Annotated in this window: 22 protein-coding genes; 8 read left to right on the top strand and 14 right to left on the bottom strand. The window is 75.3% G+C overall.

Going from position 1 to position 21,106, the window contains the following annotated elements; translation table 11 throughout:
- Positions 1-7: 7 nt before the first annotated feature.
- On the bottom strand, positions 8-838 hold the full coding sequence (locus tag FMM08_RS23425) for an excalibur calcium-binding domain-containing protein (RefSeq protein ID WP_222710784.1): 831 nt from the start codon (positions 836-838) through the stop codon (positions 8-10).
- Positions 839-1,160: 322 nt separating this feature from the next.
- Between FMM08_RS23425 and FMM08_RS14255 the strand changes: the two genes are divergently transcribed.
- Positions 1,161-1,706: an acetoacetate decarboxylase family protein gene (locus FMM08_RS14255; protein WP_147927051.1), complete on the top strand. Its 546-nt coding sequence runs from the start codon at positions 1,161-1,163 to the stop codon at positions 1,704-1,706.
- A gap of 8 nt (positions 1,707-1,714) precedes the next feature.
- Here the strand turns inward: FMM08_RS14255 and FMM08_RS14250 are convergent, their stop codons facing one another.
- Complete coding sequence (locus FMM08_RS14250; RefSeq protein ID WP_187279759.1) at positions 1,715-2,722, bottom strand: SDR family NAD(P)-dependent oxidoreductase; 1,008 nt, start codon at positions 2,720-2,722, stop codon at positions 1,715-1,717.
- Between the two features lie 45 nt (positions 2,723-2,767).
- On the opposite strand from FMM08_RS14250, the gene FMM08_RS14245 reads away from it, so the two are divergent.
- Positions 2,768-3,337: a TetR/AcrR family transcriptional regulator gene (locus FMM08_RS14245; protein WP_147927050.1), complete on the top strand. Its 570-nt coding sequence runs from the start codon at positions 2,768-2,770 to the stop codon at positions 3,335-3,337.
- An 87-nt stretch (positions 3,338-3,424) separates the two neighbouring features.
- On the opposite strand, the gene FMM08_RS14240 is transcribed toward FMM08_RS14245, so the two are convergent.
- On the bottom strand, positions 3,425-4,693 hold the full coding sequence (locus FMM08_RS14240) for an LCP family protein (protein ID WP_147927049.1): 1,269 nt from the start codon (positions 4,691-4,693) through the stop codon (positions 3,425-3,427).
- A gap of 92 nt (positions 4,694-4,785) precedes the next feature.
- The gene (locus tag FMM08_RS14235; RefSeq protein WP_222710783.1) at positions 4,786-5,343 is read right to left on the bottom strand and encodes a MarR family winged helix-turn-helix transcriptional regulator; all 558 of its coding nucleotides are present in this window, start codon (positions 5,341-5,343) and stop codon (positions 4,786-4,788) included.
- A 226-nt stretch (positions 5,344-5,569) separates the two neighbouring features.
- Between FMM08_RS14235 and FMM08_RS14230 the strand changes: the two genes are divergently transcribed.
- The 3 genes from FMM08_RS14230 (at position 5,570) to FMM08_RS14220 (ending at position 8,563) form a co-directional block, all read left to right on the top strand.
- Entirely contained in the window at positions 5,570-7,378 is a 1,809-nt protein-coding gene (locus FMM08_RS14230; protein ID WP_369431730.1) for an ABC transporter ATP-binding protein, read from the top strand.
- Positions 7,375-8,124 carry an NADPH-dependent F420 reductase gene (locus FMM08_RS14225; RefSeq protein WP_147927047.1) on the top strand — a complete coding sequence of 250 codons (750 nt, stop codon included), beginning with the start codon at positions 7,375-7,377 and terminating at the stop codon, positions 8,122-8,124. The genes FMM08_RS14230 and FMM08_RS14225 overlap by 4 nt, the downstream gene beginning before the upstream one ends.
- A gap of 136 nt (positions 8,125-8,260) precedes the next feature.
- Positions 8,261-8,563, top strand: coding sequence for a hypothetical protein (locus tag FMM08_RS14220; RefSeq protein ID WP_147927046.1), 303 nt, complete (start codon positions 8,261-8,263; stop codon positions 8,561-8,563).
- 34 nt (positions 8,564-8,597) lie between these two features.
- Here FMM08_RS14220 and FMM08_RS14215 read toward each other — a convergent pair whose 3' ends face one another.
- On the bottom strand, positions 8,598-9,017 hold the full coding sequence (locus FMM08_RS14215; RefSeq protein ID WP_147927045.1) for a hypothetical protein: 420 nt from the start codon (positions 9,015-9,017) through the stop codon (positions 8,598-8,600).
- Positions 9,018-9,177: 160 nt separating this feature from the next.
- On the opposite strand from FMM08_RS14215, the gene FMM08_RS14210 reads away from it, so the two are divergent.
- Entirely contained in the window at positions 9,178-10,233 is a 1,056-nt protein-coding gene (locus FMM08_RS14210) for an aldo/keto reductase (protein WP_147927044.1), read from the top strand.
- 97 nt (positions 10,234-10,330) lie between these two features.
- Here FMM08_RS14210 and FMM08_RS14205 read toward each other — a convergent pair whose 3' ends face one another.
- Together FMM08_RS14205 and FMM08_RS14200 are read right to left on the bottom strand one after the other, a co-directional pair.
- Positions 10,331-10,804 carry a VOC family protein gene (locus FMM08_RS14205; RefSeq protein WP_222710782.1) on the bottom strand — a complete coding sequence of 158 codons (474 nt, stop codon included), beginning with the start codon at positions 10,802-10,804 and terminating at the stop codon, positions 10,331-10,333.
- A 42-nt stretch (positions 10,805-10,846) separates the two neighbouring features.
- Positions 10,847-11,545 carry an SDR family NAD(P)-dependent oxidoreductase gene (locus FMM08_RS14200; RefSeq protein ID WP_147927043.1) on the bottom strand — a complete coding sequence of 233 codons (699 nt, stop codon included), beginning with the start codon at positions 11,543-11,545 and terminating at the stop codon, positions 10,847-10,849.
- 114 nt (positions 11,546-11,659) lie between these two features.
- On the opposite strand from FMM08_RS14200, the gene FMM08_RS14195 reads away from it, so the two are divergent.
- Together FMM08_RS14195 and FMM08_RS14190 are read left to right on the top strand one after the other, a co-directional pair.
- Positions 11,660-12,595, top strand: a complete 936-nt coding sequence (locus FMM08_RS14195) for a helix-turn-helix transcriptional regulator (RefSeq protein ID WP_222710781.1) — start codon at positions 11,660-11,662, stop codon at positions 12,593-12,595.
- 162 nt (positions 12,596-12,757) lie between these two features.
- Entirely contained in the window at positions 12,758-13,138 is a 381-nt protein-coding gene (locus FMM08_RS14190; protein ID WP_147927172.1) for a very short patch repair endonuclease, read from the top strand.
- 61 nt (positions 13,139-13,199) lie between these two features.
- On the opposite strand, the gene FMM08_RS14185 is transcribed toward FMM08_RS14190, so the two are convergent.
- The 7 genes from FMM08_RS14185 to sufU form a co-directional block, all read right to left on the bottom strand.
- Positions 13,200-14,408, bottom strand: coding sequence for a GGDEF domain-containing protein (locus FMM08_RS14185; protein WP_187279758.1), 1,209 nt, complete (start codon positions 14,406-14,408; stop codon positions 13,200-13,202).
- 85 nt (positions 14,409-14,493) lie between these two features.
- Entirely contained in the window at positions 14,494-15,345 is an 852-nt protein-coding gene (locus FMM08_RS14180; RefSeq protein ID WP_147927041.1) for a sugar phosphate isomerase family, read from the bottom strand.
- A gap of 32 nt (positions 15,346-15,377) precedes the next feature.
- Positions 15,378-16,748 carry an L-lysine 6-transaminase gene (lat, locus tag FMM08_RS14175; protein WP_222710780.1) on the bottom strand — a complete coding sequence of 457 codons (1,371 nt, stop codon included), beginning with the start codon at positions 16,746-16,748 and terminating at the stop codon, positions 15,378-15,380.
- 84 nt (positions 16,749-16,832) lie between these two features.
- On the bottom strand, positions 16,833-17,282 hold the full coding sequence (locus tag FMM08_RS14170; protein WP_147927040.1) for an Lrp/AsnC family transcriptional regulator: 450 nt from the start codon (positions 17,280-17,282) through the stop codon (positions 16,833-16,835).
- Positions 17,283-17,293: 11 nt separating this feature from the next.
- Positions 17,294-18,898, bottom strand: a complete 1,605-nt coding sequence (locus FMM08_RS14165; protein ID WP_147927039.1) for an insulinase family protein — start codon at positions 18,896-18,898, stop codon at positions 17,294-17,296.
- Complete coding sequence (locus tag FMM08_RS14160) at positions 18,895-20,553, bottom strand: insulinase family protein (protein WP_147927038.1); 1,659 nt, start codon at positions 20,551-20,553, stop codon at positions 18,895-18,897. Before FMM08_RS14160 ends, FMM08_RS14165 begins: the two co-directional genes overlap by 4 nt.
- A gap of 76 nt (positions 20,554-20,629) precedes the next feature.
- Positions 20,630-21,103, bottom strand: a complete 474-nt coding sequence (gene sufU, locus FMM08_RS14155) for a Fe-S cluster assembly sulfur transfer protein SufU (RefSeq protein ID WP_147927037.1) — start codon at positions 21,101-21,103, stop codon at positions 20,630-20,632.
- Between the last annotated feature and the right edge of the window lie 3 nt (positions 21,104-21,106).

Here is a 21,106-nt window from a genome sequence, read left to right as displayed (position 1 = left end):
CGGCGACTCACTCGCAGGCGACGCCGTCCCCGTCGCGGTCGAGCTTGCGGCTGTAGCCCGGGTCACCGGTGTGCAGGGGAGCTGCGTCGGCGGCGCGCACCGCGGTGCAGTTGGCGTAGCTGACCGAGGAGCCGCGAGGAGCCTCCGCGGGCTCCTTCGCGGCGGGCGCGTCGTCGCTGGTCTTCGAGGACGAGAGCGACGAGGACGAGGACGCCTTCGCCGCGGCGGACTGCGCCGCGCTGAGCTGGGCCTGCAGGTCGTTCACGCGGGCGGTCGCCGCGTCGGCGGCGGCCTGGGCGCTGGCGCGGGCCTTCTCCGTGGTCGCCTGGGCGGCGGCGGAGTCCTCAGCGGCCTGCTGCGCCTGCGCCATCTGCTCGTGGGCGCCGGCGATGGCGGCCTCGGCCTCGTGGGCCTGCTGGACGGCGGCGTCGGCGCGGTGGTCCGCCGCTGCGATGCGCGAGGTGCTCCCGGCTCCGCCGATCCCCATGCCGACCAGCAGCGCCACCATCCCCGACGCTGCGGCCACCGCGGCGTACTTGCGCTTGCGCCACCGCCGCGCCGAGGGCTGTCCCGCACCGGGCGCCGGCGCGCGGCCCTGGGTGGGGGAGGGTGTGCCGGCGGAGGCGGGTGCTCCGAGGACCGGGCCGGCAGAGGGGCCACGTCCGGCAGGGCCGGTGCCAGCGCGGCGGGGCAGTGGCACCGTGGCGCTCGGCTGGCCGCTCAGCGCGGGGCCGGGAGGCAGCTCGACCGTCGTGAGCGGCTTCTCGGTGCCGCCGTGGGCGTCGGCGCTGCGCGGCGCACGCGGCGCCGTCCTCAGGTCGATGGTGTGCTCGTCCACGTCCGCCCCCTGGCTGCCCCCGCGCCGTCCCTCGACGGCACCTCCGACGGTAGGGGCAGCGCTGTCACCAGCGGCGGAGCACACGCCGGTCCTCGCGCGTCCGGTACGAGAACGCCGCTGGTCAGCCGGGGTTCGGCCGTCGCAGCAGCATCACGAGCACCAGGGGTCGCGCACGCACCGTCCGCGCCCGGTCGCCGCCTGGCCTTCCGACCCGACCACCGTGCCAGCCCCTGCTCCGCCTCCCGCCCTGCTGCAGCTTCGGCCCCCCGTCCCGGAGCGCTCACCGGCGGCAGCCGTCCGACCCGGCGCCTAGTGTCGGAGCGTGACCCCACCGCCACCGCCGTGGACGTGCCGGCTGCAGGCCGTGGTGGTCCCCGCGCTCCTGCGGGCTCCAGCGCTGAGGGCCGGAGGCTTCGCCGTCGTCGACTACGCGGACACGCCCGTCGGCCCCTACCGCGAGGCGCTCACCGCGGTGGCGCTGTCGCCCCGCAGCGGCTGGGTGCCGTGGATGGTGGTCGACTCCGAGGCCTCCCGTGCCGGCGGCCGGGAGGGGTGGGGGCTGCCGAAGGAGCTCGCGGTCATCGACACCGAGCGCGAGCCCGCCGACCGAGCACCCCGCACGGCGAAGGTGCTCGCCGAGGGCGTCGACCTCACCGTCACCGCGCGCGTCACCGGAGGGCGCGGGCTGCGGGTCAGCCTCACCGCCGCGCTGCGCCAGCCGCGACGCGGCCCCGCGGAGGTGCGCTTCACCGGACGGGTGCGGCCCGCCGTCGTCGTCCTGGAGGGCACCCCGCCGCGGGGCGTGCGACCGGGCCGCCGGCCCGGGGTCGCCCTGGACGGGACGATGGTCATCGGCCCGCCGCGCTGAGGCGGCCCTCAGGCCCGTGCGTCGGCGACCAGCCGCTCGCTGACCTCCCACAGCCGGCGGGCGGCCTCCGGGTCGAGAGCGTAGGCCCTCACCCCGGTGATGCCGCGGACCTCGTCCACCACCTCCGCCTCGCGGCAGTCCTCGAAGTATCGACCGCCCACGCCCGCGACCAGCGGTGAGGTGGCGAGGAACACCGACGTGGCGGCGCCCTGCTCCGGGGTCTTCATGTGGAAGGCGCCGGAGGCCTCCGCCTCCCGCAGCTGCCGTTCGGCCGCAGCGCGCTGCTGCGCCGACCAGTGCCGCTGCAGCGGGGTCCAGATGCCGCCGGGCATGAGGGCGTTGGCCGTGATGCCCTCGTCGGCCCAGCGGCGGGTCGCTTCCACGGCGAAGAGCACGTTCGCCGTCTTCGACTGCCCGTAGGCCAGCCCCGGGTCGTAGGGGCGGCGCTCGAACATCAGGTCGTCGAAGACCACCGGGGAGGCTCCGTGCCCGCTGGAGGACACGACGACGACGCGCGCCTCGCCGACCTCGCGAGCGCCCGCGGCCAGCGCGGCGTGCAGCCCCGTGGCCAGGGCGAAGTGACCGAGGTGGTTGGTGCCGAGCTGGAGCTCCCAGCCCTGGGCGGTGGTCCCGTGCGGGGTGTCCATGACACCGGCGTTGTTGACGAGCAGGTGCAGGGGTGCTGCGCCCCACCGGTCGGTGAAGGCGTCGACGGAGGTGAGGTCGGCCAGGTCGAGCTCCTCCACCCGCGGGGCGGGGGCGGAGGAGCCTGCGGCGCGGGCGGTCCCGGCGACGTCGTCGGAGGTGCGCTGTCCGGCGGCCGTGTCGCGCACGGCGAGCACCACCTCGGCGCCGGCGTGGGCGAGGGCGCGCGCGGTCTCCACGCCGATGCCGGAGGCGCCGCCGGTGACCACCGCGACCCGGCCCGCGAGGTCGGTGCCGCGCGCCACCTCCAGGGCGGTGCTGCGGCTGGTGAAGGGGCTCGTGATCCGGGGCAGCTGCGTCTGCGAGGCCATGCCACCAACCTAACCAACTAGTTGGTTACCCGCTAGTCTCCCGGCGTGAGGGACGGGGAGGCCAGCAGGCGGAGGCTGCTCGACGCCGCAGCGGCGGAGTTCGCGCAGCACGGCATCGCCGGAGCGCGCGTGGACCGGATCGCCGCGGCGTCGGGGGTCAACAAGCAGCAGATGTACTCCTGGCACGGCTCGAAGGACGGCCTGTTCGACGCCGTCTTCGACGACCAGCTCCGGCACATCGTCGACGCGGTGCCCTTCGACGCCGACGACCTGCCCGGGTACGCCGTGCGCCTGTACGACTCCTACCTGCGCGAGCCGGAGCTCGTCCGCCTCACCAGCTGGAACCGGCTCGAGAGGGTGCCCACCGGCGACGTCCTGCGCGGGCACCGCCACCTCGCCCAGCCGAAGCTCGACGCCATCGCCGCCGCGCAGGCCGCCGGGCGCGTGGTGGCCGACCTGCGCCCGGACGAGGTCTACTCGGTGGTCATCGCGCTGGCCGGCACCTGGTCGCCCGTGAGCGGCACCTTCACGGCCTCCGCCGGCGACGACGAGGCCGACCACGCCCGGCGCCGCGAGGCGCTGCGGCTGACCGTCCGCAGGGCCCTGCTCCCCTGAGTCGTTGTCTCTGAGCCGTCGTCGCTGAGCCGTCGTCACCGGACCCTCGTCACCGTGTGACCGCTGCTGCGCGGGCGCGACCGGCCGTCAGGTGACGGTGCAGGCCTCGTCGGCGCCGGTCACCGACGGCGTCAGGGGAGCGGCCGGCGTGCTGGCGGACGGGCTCGGCGTCGTCGTCGTCGTCGAGTGGTGGCCGGAGCCCTTGGTGGTGCTGTGCGAGGGGGTCGCCGAGGCGGACGGCTGCTGCGCCGCGCTACCCGTCGTCGTACTGGTCGCCGTGCTGGTCGTCGGGGAGGCGGCGGTCGGGTCGACGTCGTGCTCGAGGTCGCCGAAGAGGGCGTTCGCCTGCGGCTCGCTCCACAGCACGTTGGCGGTGTCGGACTTCACCACGTCGCTGCGCGGGTGGTTGGGCACGGTGAAGAACTGCAGCTGGCTGGGCGGCAGCGACTTCACCGACTCCGCCAGGGACGCCAGCGCGGACAGGCTGCCGAGCCCGGAGTCGGTGGTGATCGACTTGGTGGCGGCGTCGAGGAAGCCGTACATCGCCGTCGGGTCGGTGAGCTCGCTCTCGGCGGTGCGCGCCATCGAGGCGAGGAACTGCTGCTGCCGGTTGATGCGGCCGAGGTCGGAGCCGTCACCGATGGCGTGGCGCTCGCGGACGAACGCGAGCGCCTGCTCGCCCTCCAGCTCGTGCTGCCCGGCGGGCAGGTCGAGGTTCGCCTTCGGGTCGACGACGGGCTCGGTGGTGCACACCGGCACGCCGCCCAGGGCGGTGGTCATGTCCTTGAAGCCCTCGAAGTCGACCACCACGAAGTGGTCGATGTGCACCCCGGTGGCCGCCTCGACGGTCTTGATCGAGCATGCCGCGCCGCTGGCGGTGCCGCCGTGCTCGGACCCGAGCGTGAACGCCTCGTTGATCTTGGCCTGGCGGGGTGTGGTGGTGGTGCCGTCGGTGCCGGTGCAGCTGGGGATTGACACCCACGAGTCGCGCGGGATGCTCACCGCCGCGGCCCACTTCCGGTCCGCGGACAGGTGCACCAGCAGCATCGTGTCGGACTGCGCCGTCGTCAGCCCCGCTCCGTACTCCGTGCCCGTGCCGGCGCGGCTGTCGGACCCCAGCACGAGGATGTTCTCGGCGCCCTTGGCCACCACGGCCGGCCGGTCCCCGCCCAGCTGCTTGCTGATGTCGGCGCTGGTGATGTTGCTGTCGAGGTGCTGGTAGACGCCGTACGCCGTGGCCGCGCCGCTCAGCAGCACCACCGCGCCGACCGCCCCGGCGATGCGCAGGGTGCGGCGACGCCTGCGCATCATGCGGTGGCGCGGCGAGGCGTCGTCGAGAGCGGGGGAGGAGGGCACGCTCCGACGGTAGGGCGGCGCTGCGCTGCGACCCGCCCGATCCAGCGGTGCTGCGGCAACCGCTCAGTGACCTCCCAGGTGCGGGGCGACCGTCAGGGGGTCAGGCGGCGCAGGAGGGCGGTGAGGGAGGCGCGCTCGTCGTCGGTGAGGGTGCCGAACAGCTCCGAGGCAGCCCGCGCGCGGGCCCGCTCGGCGTGCGCGACCGCCTCGCGGCCCCCCTCGGTGAGGACGACGACGACGGCGCGCCGGTCGGCCGGGTCGGCCCTGCGCTGCGCGAGGCCGCGGTCGACGAGGCCGTCGACCACCTCCGTGGCCGAGCGCGGCGCGATGCGCAGGGCAGCGGCCAGCTCGGAGATGCGCACGCCCTCGGCACTGCTGTCCGCAGGGCCGTGGTCGCCGGCGTGGCCGGCGTGGCCGGCGTGGGCGATGACGCGCAGGGCGCGGGCGTGGTGCGGAGACAGCCCGGCGGGCTCGAGCGCGGCGTGGAACTGGCGGCGCAGCCCGCGCGCGGCGCCCAGCAGCGCGTCTGCCAGCTCGGCGCTCGACCCGGCGCTCGACCCGGTGCCGGCCTCGGTGTCGGCCTCGGTGTCGGCCTCGGTGTCGGCCTCGGTGTCGGCCCGGCCGGCTGCGGGGTCGTGGCTGGAAGTCACCGGGGAATGCTAGCGCGATGTCGAGCGCTTACCTCATCGTGAGGTAACCTCAGCATCTCCCACCCTCCGCAGAAGGGACGTGGTCACCACGTCGAGCCCCACCCCCAGTCCCCCCGTCCCCACCACCACGCTCGCAGCAACCAGGAGCAACTCCGGCGGCCACGGCCCGCGCGGCGGTCAGTTCCGAGGAGGTCCCGCGAGGACCGACCCGGCCGACCGCGAGCAGCTGCGCCGCTCTCCGGTCTCCCTGCGCCGCATCGCCTCCCTCTTCGGGCCGCACCGCTGGCAGGTCGCGCTCGTCGTCGTCCTCATCGTCGCCTCGTCGGTGGTGTCGCTCGCCTCGCCGTTCCTCGTCCGCGCGGTCATCGACGACGCCCTGCCGCACGCCGACGTGCGCCTGCTCGTGCTCGCCGTGGCCGGCATGGTCGCCGTCGCCGCGGTGACCTCGCTCCTGGGCGTCGTGCAGACGTGGATCTCCACCGGTGTCGGGCAGCAGGTGATGCACCGGCTGCGCACGTCCGTCTTCACGCACCTGCAGCGGCAGTCGATGGACTTCTTCACCCGCACCCGCGGCGGCGAGATCACCTCCCGCCTCACCAACGACATCGGCGGCATGCAGTCGGTCGTGACGTCCACCGCGACGTCGCTGGCGTCCAACGCCACCACCGTGGTCGGCACCGCGGTGGCCATGGCGGCGCTGTCGTGGCGGCTGTCGCTGCTGACGCTCGTCGTCCTGCCGCCCGCGGTGTGGCTGACCCGCCGCGTGGCGCTGCTGCGCCGCTCCATCACCTCCGCCCAGCAGCGCCGCCTCGCCGACCTGCAGCACCAGGTGGAGGAGTCGCTCAGCGTCTCCGGGGCGCTGCTCACCAAGACCCTCGGCACCGGCGAGGTGCAGGCGCAGCGGTTCGCCGCGACGTCCGCCGAGCTGGTCGACCTCGAGGTCCGCGCCTCCCTGGCCGGGCGCTGGCGCATGGCCACCATGAACGTCGTCTTCGCCACCATCCCCGCGCTCATCTACCTCGCCGCCGGGCTGCCCGTCACCTCCGGCGGCATGACCGTCGGCACGCTGGTGGCGTTCACCGCGCTCCAGGCGGCGATCTTCAGGCCGCTCATGGGCCTGCTGGACGTCGGCGTGCAGCTCACCGCGTCGATGGCGCTGTTCAGCCGCGTCTTCGAGTACCTCGACCTGCGCGTGGACATCGCCGACCCGGAGCGGCCCGTGCCGCTGGACCCGGCCCGCGTGCGCGGCGAGGTCCGCTTCGAGGGCGTCTCCTTCACCTACCCCGGCGCCGACCGGGCCGCTCTGTCCGACGTCGACGTCGTGGTGCCCGCCGGCACCTCCCTGGCCCTGGTGGGGCGCACCGGGTCGGGCAAGTCGACGCTGGCCTCCCTCGTGGCGCGCCTGCACGACCCGAGCGCCGGGCGGGTGCTGCTCGACGGCACCGACCTGCGGGACCTCTCGCTGACCTCGCTCGCCTCGGTGGTCGGTGTGGTCTCGCAGGAGACGTACCTGCTCCACGCGACCGTCCGCGAGAACCTCCGGCACGCCCGCCCCTCGGCCAGCGACGCGGAGATCGAGGAGGCGGCGCGCCGCGCCCAGGTGCACGACGTCATCACCGAGCTCCCCGACGGCTACGACACCCTCGTCGGCGCCCGCGGCCACCGCTTCTCCGGCGGCGAGCAGCAGCGCCTGGCGATCGCCCGCACGCTCCTGCGCGACCCGGCGGTGCTCGTCCTGGACGAGGCCACCTCGGCGCTGGACAACCGCACCGAGCGGGCCGTGCAGGCCGCGCTCGACGAGGTCCGCCGCGGCCGGACGACGATCCTCATCGCCCACCGGCTCTCGACCGTGACCGGCTCCGACGCCGTCGCGGTGCTGGAGGCCGGTCGTGTGGTCGAGCAGGGGCCGCCGGAGCAGCTGGCCGCGGCCGGGGGCGCGTTCGCGGCGCTCGCCGCGGCGGGCGCCCGGGCCGAGCACGACGGCGACCAGGACCGGGGAACGTGCGCTGAGGCACCGGTGTTGGCACGGGCATGAGCACCACTGACACCACCGGCCGGACCAGCGGCGAGCCCAGCACCCACACCATCGGCATCATCGGCGCCGGCAACATCGGCGGCACCGTCGCCAAGCTGGCCGTCGACGCCGGGCACCGCGTGGTCATCGCCAACTCCCGCGGCCCGGAGACCCTCGCCGACCTCGTCGCCCAGCTCGGTGAGGGCGCCCGTGCCGCCACGGCGGCCGAGGCCGCGGAGGCCGGCGACCTCGTCGTCGTCACCGTCCCGCTGAAGGCCTACCGCGAGCTCCCCGCCCAGCAGCTCGCGGGGAAGGTGGTCCTGGACACCAACAACTACTACCCCGACCGCGACGGCCACATCGCCGAGCTCGACGACCACAGCGCCACCACCAGCGAGCTCGTGGCCCGCCACCTGGCCGGTGCGTCGTTGGTGAAGGTGTTCAACAACATCTTCTCCATCGCGCTGGCCGCCCTGTCCAAGCCCGCCGGTGACCCGGCCCGCGCCGCCCTGCCGATCTTCGGGGACGACGACGACGCGAAGGCGGTCGCCGTCGCCTTCCTCGACACCCTCGGGTACGACGCCGTGGACGGCGGCCCCCTGGCCCGCAGCTGGCGCGCCGAGAACGGCCGACCCGTCTACGTCATGCCCTACGCGAAGGACGGCGACGTCGCCACGCCCGCCCCGGCCGACGCCGCGACGGTCCGCTCGCTGCTCGAGGCCGCTGAGCTGAACGACCCCGACCAGCAGCCGCGCACGCTCAGCTGACAGCAGCTGGTGCACCAGGACCGGCCCATCCCCCCGCACGGGGTGGTGGGCCGGCCCGGTCGTGGTGATGCGCTGACAGAGTGTCATCGCAGGTCACTGGGTGTTGTGGGTGGGCGTCCGAGGGCACCGTACGTGCATGGCGATCGCATCGATCAGGTCCCTGGGCGGTGCGAGCACTGCCGGAACGGACGTGCAGGCGGAGTACCAGGCCCAGCTCGCGCTGCAGCTGCGCGAACGCCGCCGCGAGCGCGAGGCGGAGCAGCGGCGCCGAGCCCGGAGGCCCGCGGACAGCGCCGTCGGTCCGACCGGCCGGCGGGTCGGGTCAGCGGACCCGGCCTCGCCCGCCCTGCCCGCCGCGGGGCCGCGGGGCCGCCGCGAGCGGGTCTTCGCGGCCCCGGCTGACGAGGACCCCCGCGAGAGCCCCGGCGTCCTCTGCTGACGCTGCCTGGGCTCCGGTCACCGCACGAGCGGTGTCAGGCCGCAGGGGCCTCGACGGCGAGGTCCTCCGCGAGCGCCTGGCGCAGGTCGGGGCGCAGGGGCTCGCCCATCGCCCACAGCAGCCGCGCCGCCAGACCGGGCGGGACCGTGCCGGTGGCCTCGCGACGGGTCATGCCGCGCACCACGTCGTAGGGGACGTGGGCGGCCACGGCCAGGTCGCGCAGCGCCTTCGGGCCCAGCGGACCTGCCTCCTCCAGCCACTCGGCGATCGTCTCGCGCATCGCCGCGGCGCTCACCGCGGTGCGCATGCGGTCGGAGACCGGCTTGCTCGGCAGGTGCAGCTGCGACACGGCCGGCAGCGGACGGACCGGAGTCTCGACCGTGCGGATCTGGGCCCGCTCGCTCGTCGTCGTGGTGCTCTTGGTGGTGGTGCGTCGTGCGCTCGCGGTGCTCACCTTCTCGTACGCCCCCCTCGGGTGGCTCGTGCTGGTCGACCGGTGTGCCCGGTGCGACCCGTCCTCTGCGTCAACACCTGTTCGACGCCGTTCAGTCCGGGGTGTGGTGCGCGCCACCTGCCTCGTGGGGTGACGTGGGCCACCTGCGAGGCTGGGACGCATGGAGCAGCGAGCGCTCGGACGGTCGGGGCTGAAGGTCTCGACGATGACCATGGGGACGGCCGGCTTCGGCGGCGGTCTGGCGGCTTTCGGGAACACCCAGCTGGACGGCGCCAAGCGCCAGCTGTCCATGGCGAGGGACGCCGGCGTCACGCTGGTGGACACCGCCGACGCCTACTCGACGGGGCTGAGCGAGGAGATCGTCGGGCAGGCGCTGGCCGGCCAGCGGGACGACTGGCTCATCGCCACCAAGGTCCGCTTCCCCATGGGGGACGGGCCCAACGACCGCGGCCTGTCGCGCCACCACGTCATCAGCGGCTGCGAGGCGAGCCTGCGCCGCCTGGGCACCGACCACATCGACCTCTACCAGCTGCACGAGTGGGACGGGCAGACGCCCGTCGAGGAGACCCTGGCCGCGCTGACGCACCTCGTCGACTCCGGCAAGGTCCGCTACGTGGGGGTGTCGAACTTCTCCGCGTGGCACCTCATGAAGGCGCTCGGCGCCGCTGAGCGCGACCGGCTCGTCAAGCCCGTGGCGCAGCAGATCTACTACACGCTCGAGAGCCGCGAGGCCGAGAACGAGCTGCTGCCCCTCGCCGCCGACCAGGGGCTGGGCGTGCTCATCTGGAGTCCGCTGGCCGGCGGTCTGCTGTCGGGCAAGTACACCCGCGGCGCCGACGGCTCGGTGCAGGGGCCGAAGGGCTCGCGCCACCTCGGCGACTGGCACGAGCCGCCGGTGAACACCCCCGACCGGCTGTTCGCGACCATCGACGTGCTCCGCGAGGTCGCCGCGGGGCGCGGCGTGTCCGGCGCGCAGGTGGCGCTGGCGTGGCTGCTGGCCCGGCCGACCGTCACCTCCGTGATCGTCGGGGCCCGCACCGAGGAGCAGCTGGCCGACAACCTCGCCGCCGCCTCCCTGCAGCTCTCGCCAGACGAGCTCTCGGCCCTGGAGGAGGTCAGCCGCCAGCCGCTGCAGTACCCGTACTGGCACCAGAAGATGACGGCGTCGGACCGCCTCGGCCCGGCCGACCAGGTGCTGCACGCCAACCACGCCTGAGCGCCAGCGGGCGGTCCCGCCGGCCCGCACCACCGTCGTCGTCCTGCTCCGCAGCGCGGGGCAGGACGACGACGCCGGCGGCGGCCAGCGCGGGCCGTCAGCCCAGCGGGGCTGTCAGCTCGAGGTTGATGTCGTCGGGGTCCTGGAGGCTCAGGACGGCGATCCCCTGCGCGGGGATCTCGATGACCTCACCGTGCTCGACGCCCGCCGCGGCCAGGCGGGCCGACGCGGCGTCGAGGTCGGTGCGGGAGTCGACGGCCAGGCTGATGTGGTCCAGGCCCGGACGGTCCGGCGAGAAGGTCTGGCCGCTCGCAGCGGGCACCGGGCGCAGACCGAGGACCTGGCCGCCCAGCTCGAACACCGCACCGCCGAAGAACCTCTGCGGGTCGTCCACCGCGCCGGGGTCGGAGCTCAGCTCGGCCGTCCTGTCGAGGGCGGGCTCAGCGCCGACGAGCGCGGTGTAGAAGGCCTTCGACCGCTCGATGTCGGTCACCGACAGCCGGACGTGGTGGATGCCGCGGGGCTGGGCGAGGGGCTGGGGGGTCTGGGGGGTCTGGGTCGTGTCGCTCACGACACGCCTCGTACCCGCCGGTGATCGCCTCACACGCCGCGGTCAGCCCCAGGCGATCTCGCCGTGGCGGTCGAGGAAGCGGCCCGACCCGTGGCCCGGGCCCTCGGTGGCCAGGCGCACCACGGCGTCCGTCCCCTCGGTCACCGTCTGGGGACCGCTGTGCCCGTTGAGGTCCGTGGCGGTGTAGCCGGGGTCGACCACGTTGGAGCGGACGTCGGGCAGGCCCTTGGCGTACTGGGTGGTCAGCATGATGAGCGCCGCCTTGGAGGCCGTGTACGCCGGCGCCACCACGGTCGACTCGATGCGGGAGGGGTCGTGGGTGATCCGCGTCGACCCGAGGCCGCTGGCCACGTTGACGACCACCGGGTCGTCCGAGCGGCGGAGCAGGGGCAGGAAGGCGCGGGTGGTGCGCACCACCCCGAGGAGGTTGACGTCGAAGACGGCGGCGACGTCGTCGGCGGTGAGGTCCGCGGGCCCGCCGGGGGAGCCGGCGACGCCGGCGTTGTTGACGAGCACGTCGACGACGCCCTCGTGGGCCTCGACGTCCGCGGCGGCGGCGGCGACCGAGGCCTCGTCGGTGACGTCGATCTGCACGAAGCGCGCGCCGACCTCCTCGGCGGCGCGGCGGCCGGCCTCGCGGTCGCGGGCGCCGAGCAGCACGGTGTGGCCCGCCTCGACGAGGCGGCGGGCGGTCTCGCGGCCCAGGCCCTTGTTGGCCCCGGTGATGAAGGTGGTGGTCATGGCTCCAGCCTGCGGGCCGCCGCACGAGGCGCACCAGGCAGCCGGTGACCGTAGGACCAGCGGTACCAGGCCGGGCCCTCACGGTGCTGGGCCTCGGCGGGGGAGCATGGGGGCGTGGAGGGCACGACGGGGCTGACGACCGGACTGACGACCGGGCTCGGCACCACCCTGCGGCTGTGGCGGGACCGGCTGCCGGCGTCGGCCGCGGGCCTGCCCGCCCGTCGCGGGCGGCGCACCAGCGGGCTGCGCCGCGAGGAGCTCGCCGAGCTGGCGGGGCTGTCGGTCGACTACGTGGTGCGGCTCGAGCAGGGGCGGGCCACCTCGCCCTCGCCGCAGGTGGCGGGAGCGCTGGCGCGGGCGCTGCAGCTGGACGATGGCGAGCGCGACCACCTCTTCCGGCTCGCCGGGCTGGCTCCGCTCTCGCGGGAGGCGGTGCCCCGCCACATCACCCCCGGGGTGCAGCGGATGCTCGCCCGCCTTGACGGCACGGCCGCGGTGGCGGTGTTCGCCGCCGACTGGCAGCTGCTGTGGTGGAACCGCACGTGGGCCGGCCTCTTCGGCGACCCGCTGGAGGTCCCGGAGAGGTGGCGCAACTTCGCCCGCTCCGGCTTCCTGCCGGCAGAGGCCGATGACGGGGGCGTTGACGGGGGCGGCACGGTCGTGGCCGGTGGGCGCCGGTTGTCGCGCTGGCCCGTGGTGTCGGTGGACGAGACCGCGGTCCGGGCGGCCGTGGTCGCCGACCTTCGGCGCGCCAGCGGGCGGTACCCGCGGGACCGGGCGCTGGCGGCGGTGGTGCGCGAGCTGTCGGAGGGCAGCGAGGACTTCGCCGCGCTGTGGGCCACCGGAGCCGTCGGGGCGCACCGCGCCGACCACAAGGTGGTGCACCACCCTGCGGTCGGACCGACGACGGTCGACTGCGACGTGCTCACCGACGGCGACGCCGACCTCAAGATCGTGGTGATGACGGCGGTCCCCGGCAGCGAGGACGAGAGCCGCCTCCAGCTGGCGGCGCTGGCGGGCCAGGTTGGGGCCTCCTCGGCCGCTCCCTGACGTCCCGCGGGAGGTGCGCACGGGGGGGACGAGGTGTCAGGGGTGGCGGGCAGGGTGCCGGGTGTGGCGGGTGACCCGGAGCTGGACGGGCTGGTGGTGGTGACGCGACCGACCGTCGTGCCACCGGCGCCGCCGCCGTCATCGCCGGCAGCGGCGCGCACCATGCGCGCCAACCGCAGGCGGGACACCGCGCCGGAGCTGGCGGTGCGCCGCGAGCTCTGGCGCCGCGGCCACCGCTACCTCGTGGATGCGACACCAGCTGGCACCAGCCGCCGGCGACGCGCTGACGTGGTGCTGCGCGGGCGGCGCGTGGCGGTGTTCGTCGACGGCTGCTTCTGGCACTCCTGCCCGGAGCACCTGCACGTCCCGAAGGCCAACCGCGCCTGGTGGGAGGTGAAGCTGGCGAGCATCCGCGAGCGCGACGCCCGCACTGACGCCGAGCTGCTCGCGGCGGGCTGGCTGCCGCTGCGGGTGTGGGAGCACGAGCGCCCGGCCGACGCCGTGGACAGGATCGAAGCCGCGCTCGACCGTCGCAGCACCTGAGCCCTTCCCGGGGGGGGGCGTGCGCAGCTCCCAGGCCCGTCGCGCCGGGCAGCGCAGCGCGTCAGGTGCTGGGAGGGACGGCGGTGCCGGGAAGGGCGACCACGGGGTCCGCGGGGAGGGTCACCACCGACGGTTCTGCCGCCAGGGTCATCGGGACCGTCGCAGACGCAGTGGCGGGCGCGGCAAGGACTGAGCTCGGCGGGCTCGTCGGGTGCAGGAGACCGCTGTGGCAGACCCGGTTGCGCCCGGTCCGCTTGGCCTCGTAGAGCGCGGCGTCGGCGCGGTCGAGCAGACGCGCCGACAGCTCGGACGCGCCGTCGTCGCTGGTGCGGGTGGGGGCCGGCGTGCTGGCCGTGCCCAGGCTGACGGTGACGCGGGGCAGGCCCGGCTCGTCGACGTCCTCCACGGCCACCCGCAGCCGCTCCGCCAGCCGCGTCACGCGCCGGGCCTCCCCGCGCGCCACCAGCGCGATCTCCTCCCCGCCCCAGCGCACGAGCAGGTCGTCCTCGCGGACGGCGCCGCGCAGCGCGTCGGCCACGGCCACGAGCACCCGGTCTCCGACGAGGTGCCCGTGGGTGTCGTTGACGCGCTTGAAGTGGTCGACGTCGGCCACGACCACCGACACGTGCTCCCCGGCGCGCGCCGCCGCCCGCACCAGCGGACCGACGCGCATCGCCAGCCCGTGCCGGTTCAGCAGCCCCGTCAGCTCGTCCAGCCCGGCCGCCCGGGCGGCAGCGGCCCGCGCCGCGTCGAGCTGCTGCGCCAGCGCCCACACCACGCCCACCACCACGGCGGGCACGGCGGCCATCGCCACCGAGGCGATGAGCGTCAGCAGCGACCGCGGCTCCCACGCGGCGAAGACCAGCGGCGCACCGAGGCACGCCACCGCGGTGAGCGACAGCAGCCCCCAGCCGCGCAGGTGCATGACGCCCACCACGGGGATGGCGGTGAGCGCCGAGGCGCTGAGCCACTGCCAGCCGAGGTCGGGCTGGACCACGCCGGACACCGCCGTGGCCACCGCCCCCAGGTGCAGCAGCACGCCGGCCTGGGCGTCGCTCACGCGCCGGCGCCACACCAGGAGCCCCGCGACGACGACGGCGGCCGCGCACGTGGCAGCCACCACACCCCGCGCGATCGCCAGCCCACCACCGGTGGCGAGGTCGACGGCGAGGACCACGGCGGAGGAGGCAGCAGCCAGCGCCGCCAGGAGGGCGAGCACCGCGGTGCGCCACTCCAGGCGGCTCACCACCGGCCAGCTCCGCCACGTCACACGACCCATCATGGCGCCGGCCACCGACACCGCCTCCCCGGCGTCCCACGACCGGCAGACAGCAGGCGGTCGGCTGCTCGGCTGGTCAGCGGGTCGCTGCGGCCGCGGCTGCCGCGGCGCGGTCCACGAGGAAGCGCGGCGACGCGCAGTCCGACAGCACGGTCGCGGGCCACGACCGGTCGTACGCCTCGGCGCCGGCCAGGCGCGCCACCGCGGTGCCCTTGCCCGTGCCGTGGCAGAGCATCAGCACCGACCTGGACAGGTCGCGGATGGTCGCGACCCCCACGCTGACGCCGTGCCGCGGCACGTTCGCCAGGTCCCCGCCGAAGCTGGGGAAGGTGCCCAGGTTGTCGCGCCGGGTGCTCTCCGGCAGCTCCACCACCCGCGTCTCCGCGCCAGCGGGGGTGCCTGGCGGGTTGAACGCCACGTGGCCGTCGCTCGCGCCGCTGGCCAGGAGGAACAGGTCGACACCGCCCGCATCGGCGATCCGGGCGTCGTACGCCGCCGGACCTCCGGCGACGGCAGGAGCGGCGGGGTCGGGCAGCCAGAGGGCGTCGTCGGCGGGGCCGCGCCCGGCGCCCGCGGCGCGCTGCAGCGGCTCGAGCACCACCTCCCGGCCGTACCGCGCGCACGAGTGCAGCGCGGCCGGGTCCTCCAGGGCCAGCCCGCCGTCGTCGTCCTGACCAGCCGACGAGCTGGCCTGGACCAGGTACTCGTCCATGAGGACGACGACGAGCCGGCTGACGTCGACCCGCTCCGCCGCCACCCGCCGCGCCAGCGCGGCGTAGGTGGTGGCCGGGCTGCGTCCCGTGGGGCAGCCGAGCACGAACGCGTCCGCCCGGCGGGCTCGGGCAGCGGCGAGACCCTCGACGACCGCGGCGGCAGCCGCTTCGCCGAGGGCTTCGGGGGAGGGCAGGACGGTGGGCTCCACGCGCACCGCTCGACCCTACGCAGGGGCCTCCGGGCGGCTCAGGCGGCGCCCGCGGTGCGCGTGAGCACCCGGTCGAGCGCGTCGACGCCGGCGTCGAGCTCGTCGGGGGTCACCGCCAGGGACGGGCGGAAGCGCAGGCTGCGCGTGCCGCACCCGAGCACGAGCACGCCCTCGTCCCCGAGCGCAGCGACCACGGCGTTGCGCGTGGCGGCGTCGGGCAGGTCGACGGCGCACATGAGGCCGCGACCGCGCGGGTGCGTCACCACCGGGTGGCGGGTGGCGAGGTCCTGCAGGCGCGACAGGAGCTGGGCGCCGAGCAGACCCGCGCGCTCCACGAGGCCCTCGGCCTCGATGACCTCGAGGATGCGCTGCGACCTGACCATGTCGGTGAGGTTGCCGCCCCAGGTGGAGTTGATGCGCGAGCTGACGGCGAAGACGTTGTCGGGCACCTCGTCGACGCGTCCGCCGGCCATGACCCCGCAGACCTGCGCCTTCTTGCCGAAGGAGACCACGTCGGGGACGACGCCCAGCTGCTCGAACGCCCACGTCGTGCCGGTCATCCCGACGCCGGTCTGCACCTCGTCGAGGATGAACAGCGCGTCGTGCGCGTGGCACAGCTCCTTCATGAGCTGCAGGAAGCGCGGGCGGAAGTGGCGGTCGCCACCCTCGCCCTGGATCGGCTCCATGACGAAGCAGGCGATGTCGTGCGGGTTCGCCTCGAAGGCCGAGCGGGCGGCGGCGAGGGCCTCGTCCTCGCCGCGCTCGACGGTGGCGTCGTCGCCGAGGCCGGTGTGGGGGGCGGCGATGCGCGGCCAGCCGAACTGCGGGAACCGCGCGGTCTTGTTCGGGTCGGTGTTGGTCAGCGACAGCGTGTAGCCGGAGCGGCCGTGGAAGGCGCCCTCCAGGTGCATCACCTGCGTGCCGAGCGCCGGGTCGAGGCCCTTGCTCTCGTTGAGGCGGCTCTTCCAGTCGAACGCGACCTTCAGGGCGTTCTCCACGGCCAGCGCACCGCCGTCGATGAAGAAGAGGTGCGGCAGCTGCGGGTGCCCGACCACGCGGGCGAAGGTGTCGACGAACTCCGCGAGCTGCGTGGTGTAGATGTCGGAGTTGCTGGGCTTGTGGACCGCCGTGGCCTGGAGCCTCGCCAGGAAGGCCGGGTCGTCGGTGAGCCCGGGGTGGTTGGTGCCGAGTGGGTTGGACGCGAAGTACGTGAACAGGTCGAGGAGCTCGCGGCCCGTGGTGGCGTCGCGCAGCCAGGAGCCGTGGGAGCCGGCCAGGTCGACGACGAGGTCGTACCCGTCGACGAGCAGGTGGCGCGCCAGCGACGGCAGGACCTCGCCAGCGCTGATCGACGAGGTGGTCGACGAGCTGGTCGAGGAGGTGGTGCGGGTGTGCGTCATCACGGCCATGGCCGGACGCTACAGGTGGATGTCCGGCCAGATCAACGCTCGACCGGACAATCGCCTGCTCATCTAGTCCTAGGTCGCACTTTCTTACGACAGGGGGGCGGTGGCGCGCTCGAAGAAGGTCTGCAGCACCACCGTGCTGCGCGTGCGCACCGACGCCGCCGAGCGGATCCGCTGGAGCAGGTCCTCCAGCGCCCGCGGCGAGGCCACCCGCGCCATGAGCAGGTAGCTGGCGTCACCGGCCACCGAGTAGCAGGCGCTGATCTCCGGCAGGTGCTCCAGGCGCCGGGGTGCGTCGTCGGGCTGGGCCGGGTCGAGCGGGGTGATCTCGATGAACGCGGCCAGCGGCTGCCCCACGGCCTCCGGGTCCACCACCGCGCGGTACCCGGCGATGACCCCCTCGGCCTCCAGCCTGCGGACCCGGGCCTGCGTGGCCGAGGTCGACAGGCCGGTCTCACCGGCGAGCTGGGCGAAGGTGGCTCGTCCGTGGTCGCTGAGCGCGCGGACGAGTGCCAGGTCCGTGGCGTCGAGGGTCATGCCGGGAGAACCTAGCGCCGCCCTGCGACGGCGCGGCGCATGCGCTCGGCATGCGGTGCCAGCCGCTCCAGCACCTCGGCGTGCGCGGCCTTCCCGTAGGAGTGCGGGTGCACCCAGACGTGACACGTGTCCGGTCCGATCACCGCGACCCCGGGACCGCCCTCCACCTCGACGACGCCGACCACCTCGTCCCAGCGCACCGCGTGCACGGTGCCGTCCTCGTCCTGCTGGGCGATGCTGTCCACCCCCAGCACGAGCGTGCGGTCCGCGCACGAACCGAGCAGCCGGCGGTGCAGCTTCGGCCGCAGCCGCCGCCCCGGCGGGAGCTCAGGCGCCTGCGGGCACCACGGCCGCTCCGCGATGGGTGCCACCCGCTGGGCGGACTCCGGCAGGCTCGCCTCGCCGGGGAGCACGAGCAGCGCGCGGCGCGCGGCGGTCGCCAGCCGTTCGCGGACGTCCTCGCGGGTGGTCGCCGCGACGCCCGCCGCGATCCGCGCCAGCGGAGTGGCGCCCGGTCGTCCCGCGGCCACCGCGATCGCGGTCTCGGCCGCGAGGCGGAACGGCTCGCTCTCGCGGACGTCGTCGTCGGTCGGGTCGACCTGGTCGGCGTACGCCTGGAGCACGTCGTCCAGCTCGGCCTGCGTCGGGCCGTTCGCGGCGAGGTCTCCCAACTGCTCCCACACCAGGCGGGCCACGTCCCCGGCCTGCTCCTCGGGGCCGTCGACGGCGAGGGTGAAGACGTCGCCGTCGGGCCCGTCGACGGTCTCGGACACCACCGAGAACACCAGCGCCTGGTGCTCGCGCTCGAGGTCCTCCAGGCGCTCGCACAGCAGCGTGTGGGCCACCCTGACCGCCTGGTCGTCGGGGTCGAAGCCGTCGAGCAGCAGGGCCACACCGGGTGACGGCGCGCCTTCGACGTACTCCGGGCCGTCCCCGAGCCGCGGCCGGGGGAAGCGGCGCGGCGCCTGGACGGCCGCCGGGGCGCCGGCGGTCTCGGAGACGGTCCCGGGTGCGGGCCCGGTCGTCAGGCCGCCCGGAGGCAGCGGGAGGGCCAGCCCCTCCGGCAGCGGCCCGAGCACGCCGAGCGCGGCCCGCCCGGCGGTGAAGTGCGCGGCCAGGTGCGACACCACGTCGGCCTCGGTGTGCACCAGCGGGCCGTACCCGGGCGTGGCGACCAGGCCGGCGCCCGCGAACCCGTAGCGGGCGGTCCACGCCGCCGCCGTCGTCAGGTCCGCCCCGACGCCGGCCTCCGCGGCCACCACGTCCTTCTCGCGGGCGAGGTGGTCCAGCGGCAGGTCGGCCAGGGCCTCGCAGACCCGGCGCAGGAACGCGCCGACGTCGTCGGGGCGGCCGTGGGCGTAGAAGGCGGTGTGGTTGACGGTGACGCTGGCGTTCGCGTCGAGGTGGGTCTTGGGCAGCTGCGCCATGGCGAGGTGCTCGACGAGGTGCGTCAGACCGATGGTCTCGAAGCTCTCGTCCTGCAGACCCACCCCGAAGAACAGGACGGCGCGGGTCTTGGACGGGCCGGTCTGGTGGAACACCCGGACGCCGTCGACCAGCAGCTCGCGCGGCCCGCCCGAGGGCTGCACCTGCGGGCCGCTGCTCTCCGCGCTCACGCGGCACCGTCCTGTGCGTCCTGTGCGTCCTGTGCGTCCTGGGCGGGGCCGGCGGGAGCCGCCTGCTCCCGCGCGCGCTGGACCTGCCGCAGCCTCTCCACCTGCGGGGCCAGCCGGCGCAGGAGCTCGTCGTAGGCCTGGCGCCCGTAGGGGTCGGGGTGGACGGCCAAGCCGCACAGGCGCCGTCCCACCACCGCCAGCCCGTCGTCCGCGTAGGGGAGCTCGTCGACGGCGACGACCTCGTCCCAGCGCACCACGTGCACGTCGCCGTCCTCGTCCTGCAGCGCGATGCACTCGTCCGTGAGCACCAGGCGGCGGCGCGCCATCTTCGAGCGCAGCCGGTGCAGCAGCGGCGGCCGCAGCTGGCGCCCCGGCGGGAGCGCCGGAGCCAACCCGCACCACGGCCGCTGGGCGATGGGGGCCGCCTGCTGCGCCGCCTCCGGCAGCTGGAAGCCGGCGGGGACGACGAGCAGCGCCCGGCGCGCGGCGGTGGCGAGGCGGTCGCGGACGGCCTCGCCGGTGACCTCGGCCAGCTGGGCGCGGACCACCTCCAGCGGGCGGGCGCGACCGTGGAGCGCGGTGCTGAACGCCCAGCGGAAGGGCTCGGCCCGGGCGACGTCCTCGTCCGAGGCGTCCATCTCCGCGGCTGCTCCGGCGATCGCGTGGTCGAGCTCGGCCCGCGTGGGGCCGTTCTCGGCCAGGTCGACCAGCTGCTCCCACACCAGACCGGCCACCTCGGCGCCCCTGCCCTCGCGGACGTCGAGGGCCGCGGTGAAGACGTCTCCGTCGGCGCTGTCGATGATCTCGGACACCACCGAGTACGTCAGGCCGTGCCCGGTGCGCGCGACGTCGCGCAGGCGCTCGCACAGCACCGACCAGGCGACGTCCGCCGCCCGGTCGTAGGGCGCGAACCCGTCCAGCAGCAGGCCGACCCCGTCCGTCGGCGCCTCCACCCACTCCGGCCCGTCTCCGAGCAGCGGCTGCGGGTGGCGCTGGACCGCCAGCGCCGGTGACACCGACGAGGCCGCCGCTGACGGCGCGGACGACGACGCAGCTGTCCCGCTGCGCAGCGGCAGCGTCAGCCCCTCGGGCAGCGGGCCGAGCACACCGAGCGCCGCCCGGCCGGCGTGGAAGTGCTCAGCGGCGTGGGCGAGCACCTCCTCGCCGGTGAGGACCAGCGGGCCGTGCCCGTCGGTGATCGCCAGACCCGGTCCGGCGAAGCCGTAGCGGGCGGCCCACGCCACGGCCATGGTCCTGTCGGCCCCGACGGTGCCCTCGACGAGCAGCGCGCCCCGCTCCCGAGCCAGCCGGTCCAGCGGGAGGTCGGCCAGCGCGGTGCACACCCGCCGCAGGAACTCCCCGACCTCCTCCGGGCGGCCGTACGCGTCGAAGGTGGTGTGGTCGACCGCCACGCCGACCTCGGCCTCGAGGCGCGAGGTGGGTAGCGCCGCCACGACGAGGCGCTGGACGAGGTGGGTCAGGCCGACGGTGCCGAAGGTCTCGTCGCGCAGCCCCACGCCGAAGTACAGGGTGGCGCGGGTCTTGGACGGCCCGGGCTGGTGGAACACCCGCACGCCGTCGACGACGAGCTCCTGCAGCCCCGCCTGCCCGTCCGCCCGCTGGTGCGCCTGCCCGTCCACCTGGTCCGTGCTCACCCGGCGGACGCTAGGTGATCAGTCCCCGGTCGGGCGAGCGCCTTTCCCGTGCGGCCCTCTGCCGCGGCCGGTCGGCTCAGCCGACCGGGGGACGCGCGCGACGCACCGCGTCCTCCAGCGCCACCCACGCGAGCATGGCGCACTTCACCCGGGCGGTGAACTTGGAGACTCCGGACAGGGCGGCGGCGTCGCCGAACTCCTCCTCGTCGAGCGCGAGCCGGCCCTTGGAGCGCATCGCCTCGCGGAAGCCGTCGGTGAGCCGCGCGAGCTCCGCCGTCGTCGTCCCGCGGGCCAGCTCGGTGAGCATCGAGGCGGAGGCCTGCGAGATGGAGCAGCCCAGGCCCTCCCAGGCGACGGCGGAGACCACCTCGCCGTCGAGGGTGGCGCGCAGGGTGATCTCGTCACCGCAGATGGGGTTGCGCTGGTGGGACGTCGCGCTGAGGCCGTCCCCTCCGGTCGGCTCGGGGAGCGCTGACAGGTCGGCGGCGCCGACCCGGCGCTTGGCGTGGTCGAGGACGATCTGCTGGTAGAGCGCGTCGAGGCTGCCCATCGC

This window comes from Quadrisphaera setariae, assembly GCF_008041935.1.
GTDB lineage: Bacteria > Actinomycetota > Actinomycetes > Actinomycetales > Quadrisphaeraceae > Quadrisphaera > Quadrisphaera setariae.
This window is presented reverse-complemented; position numbering and strand designations above follow the sequence as displayed.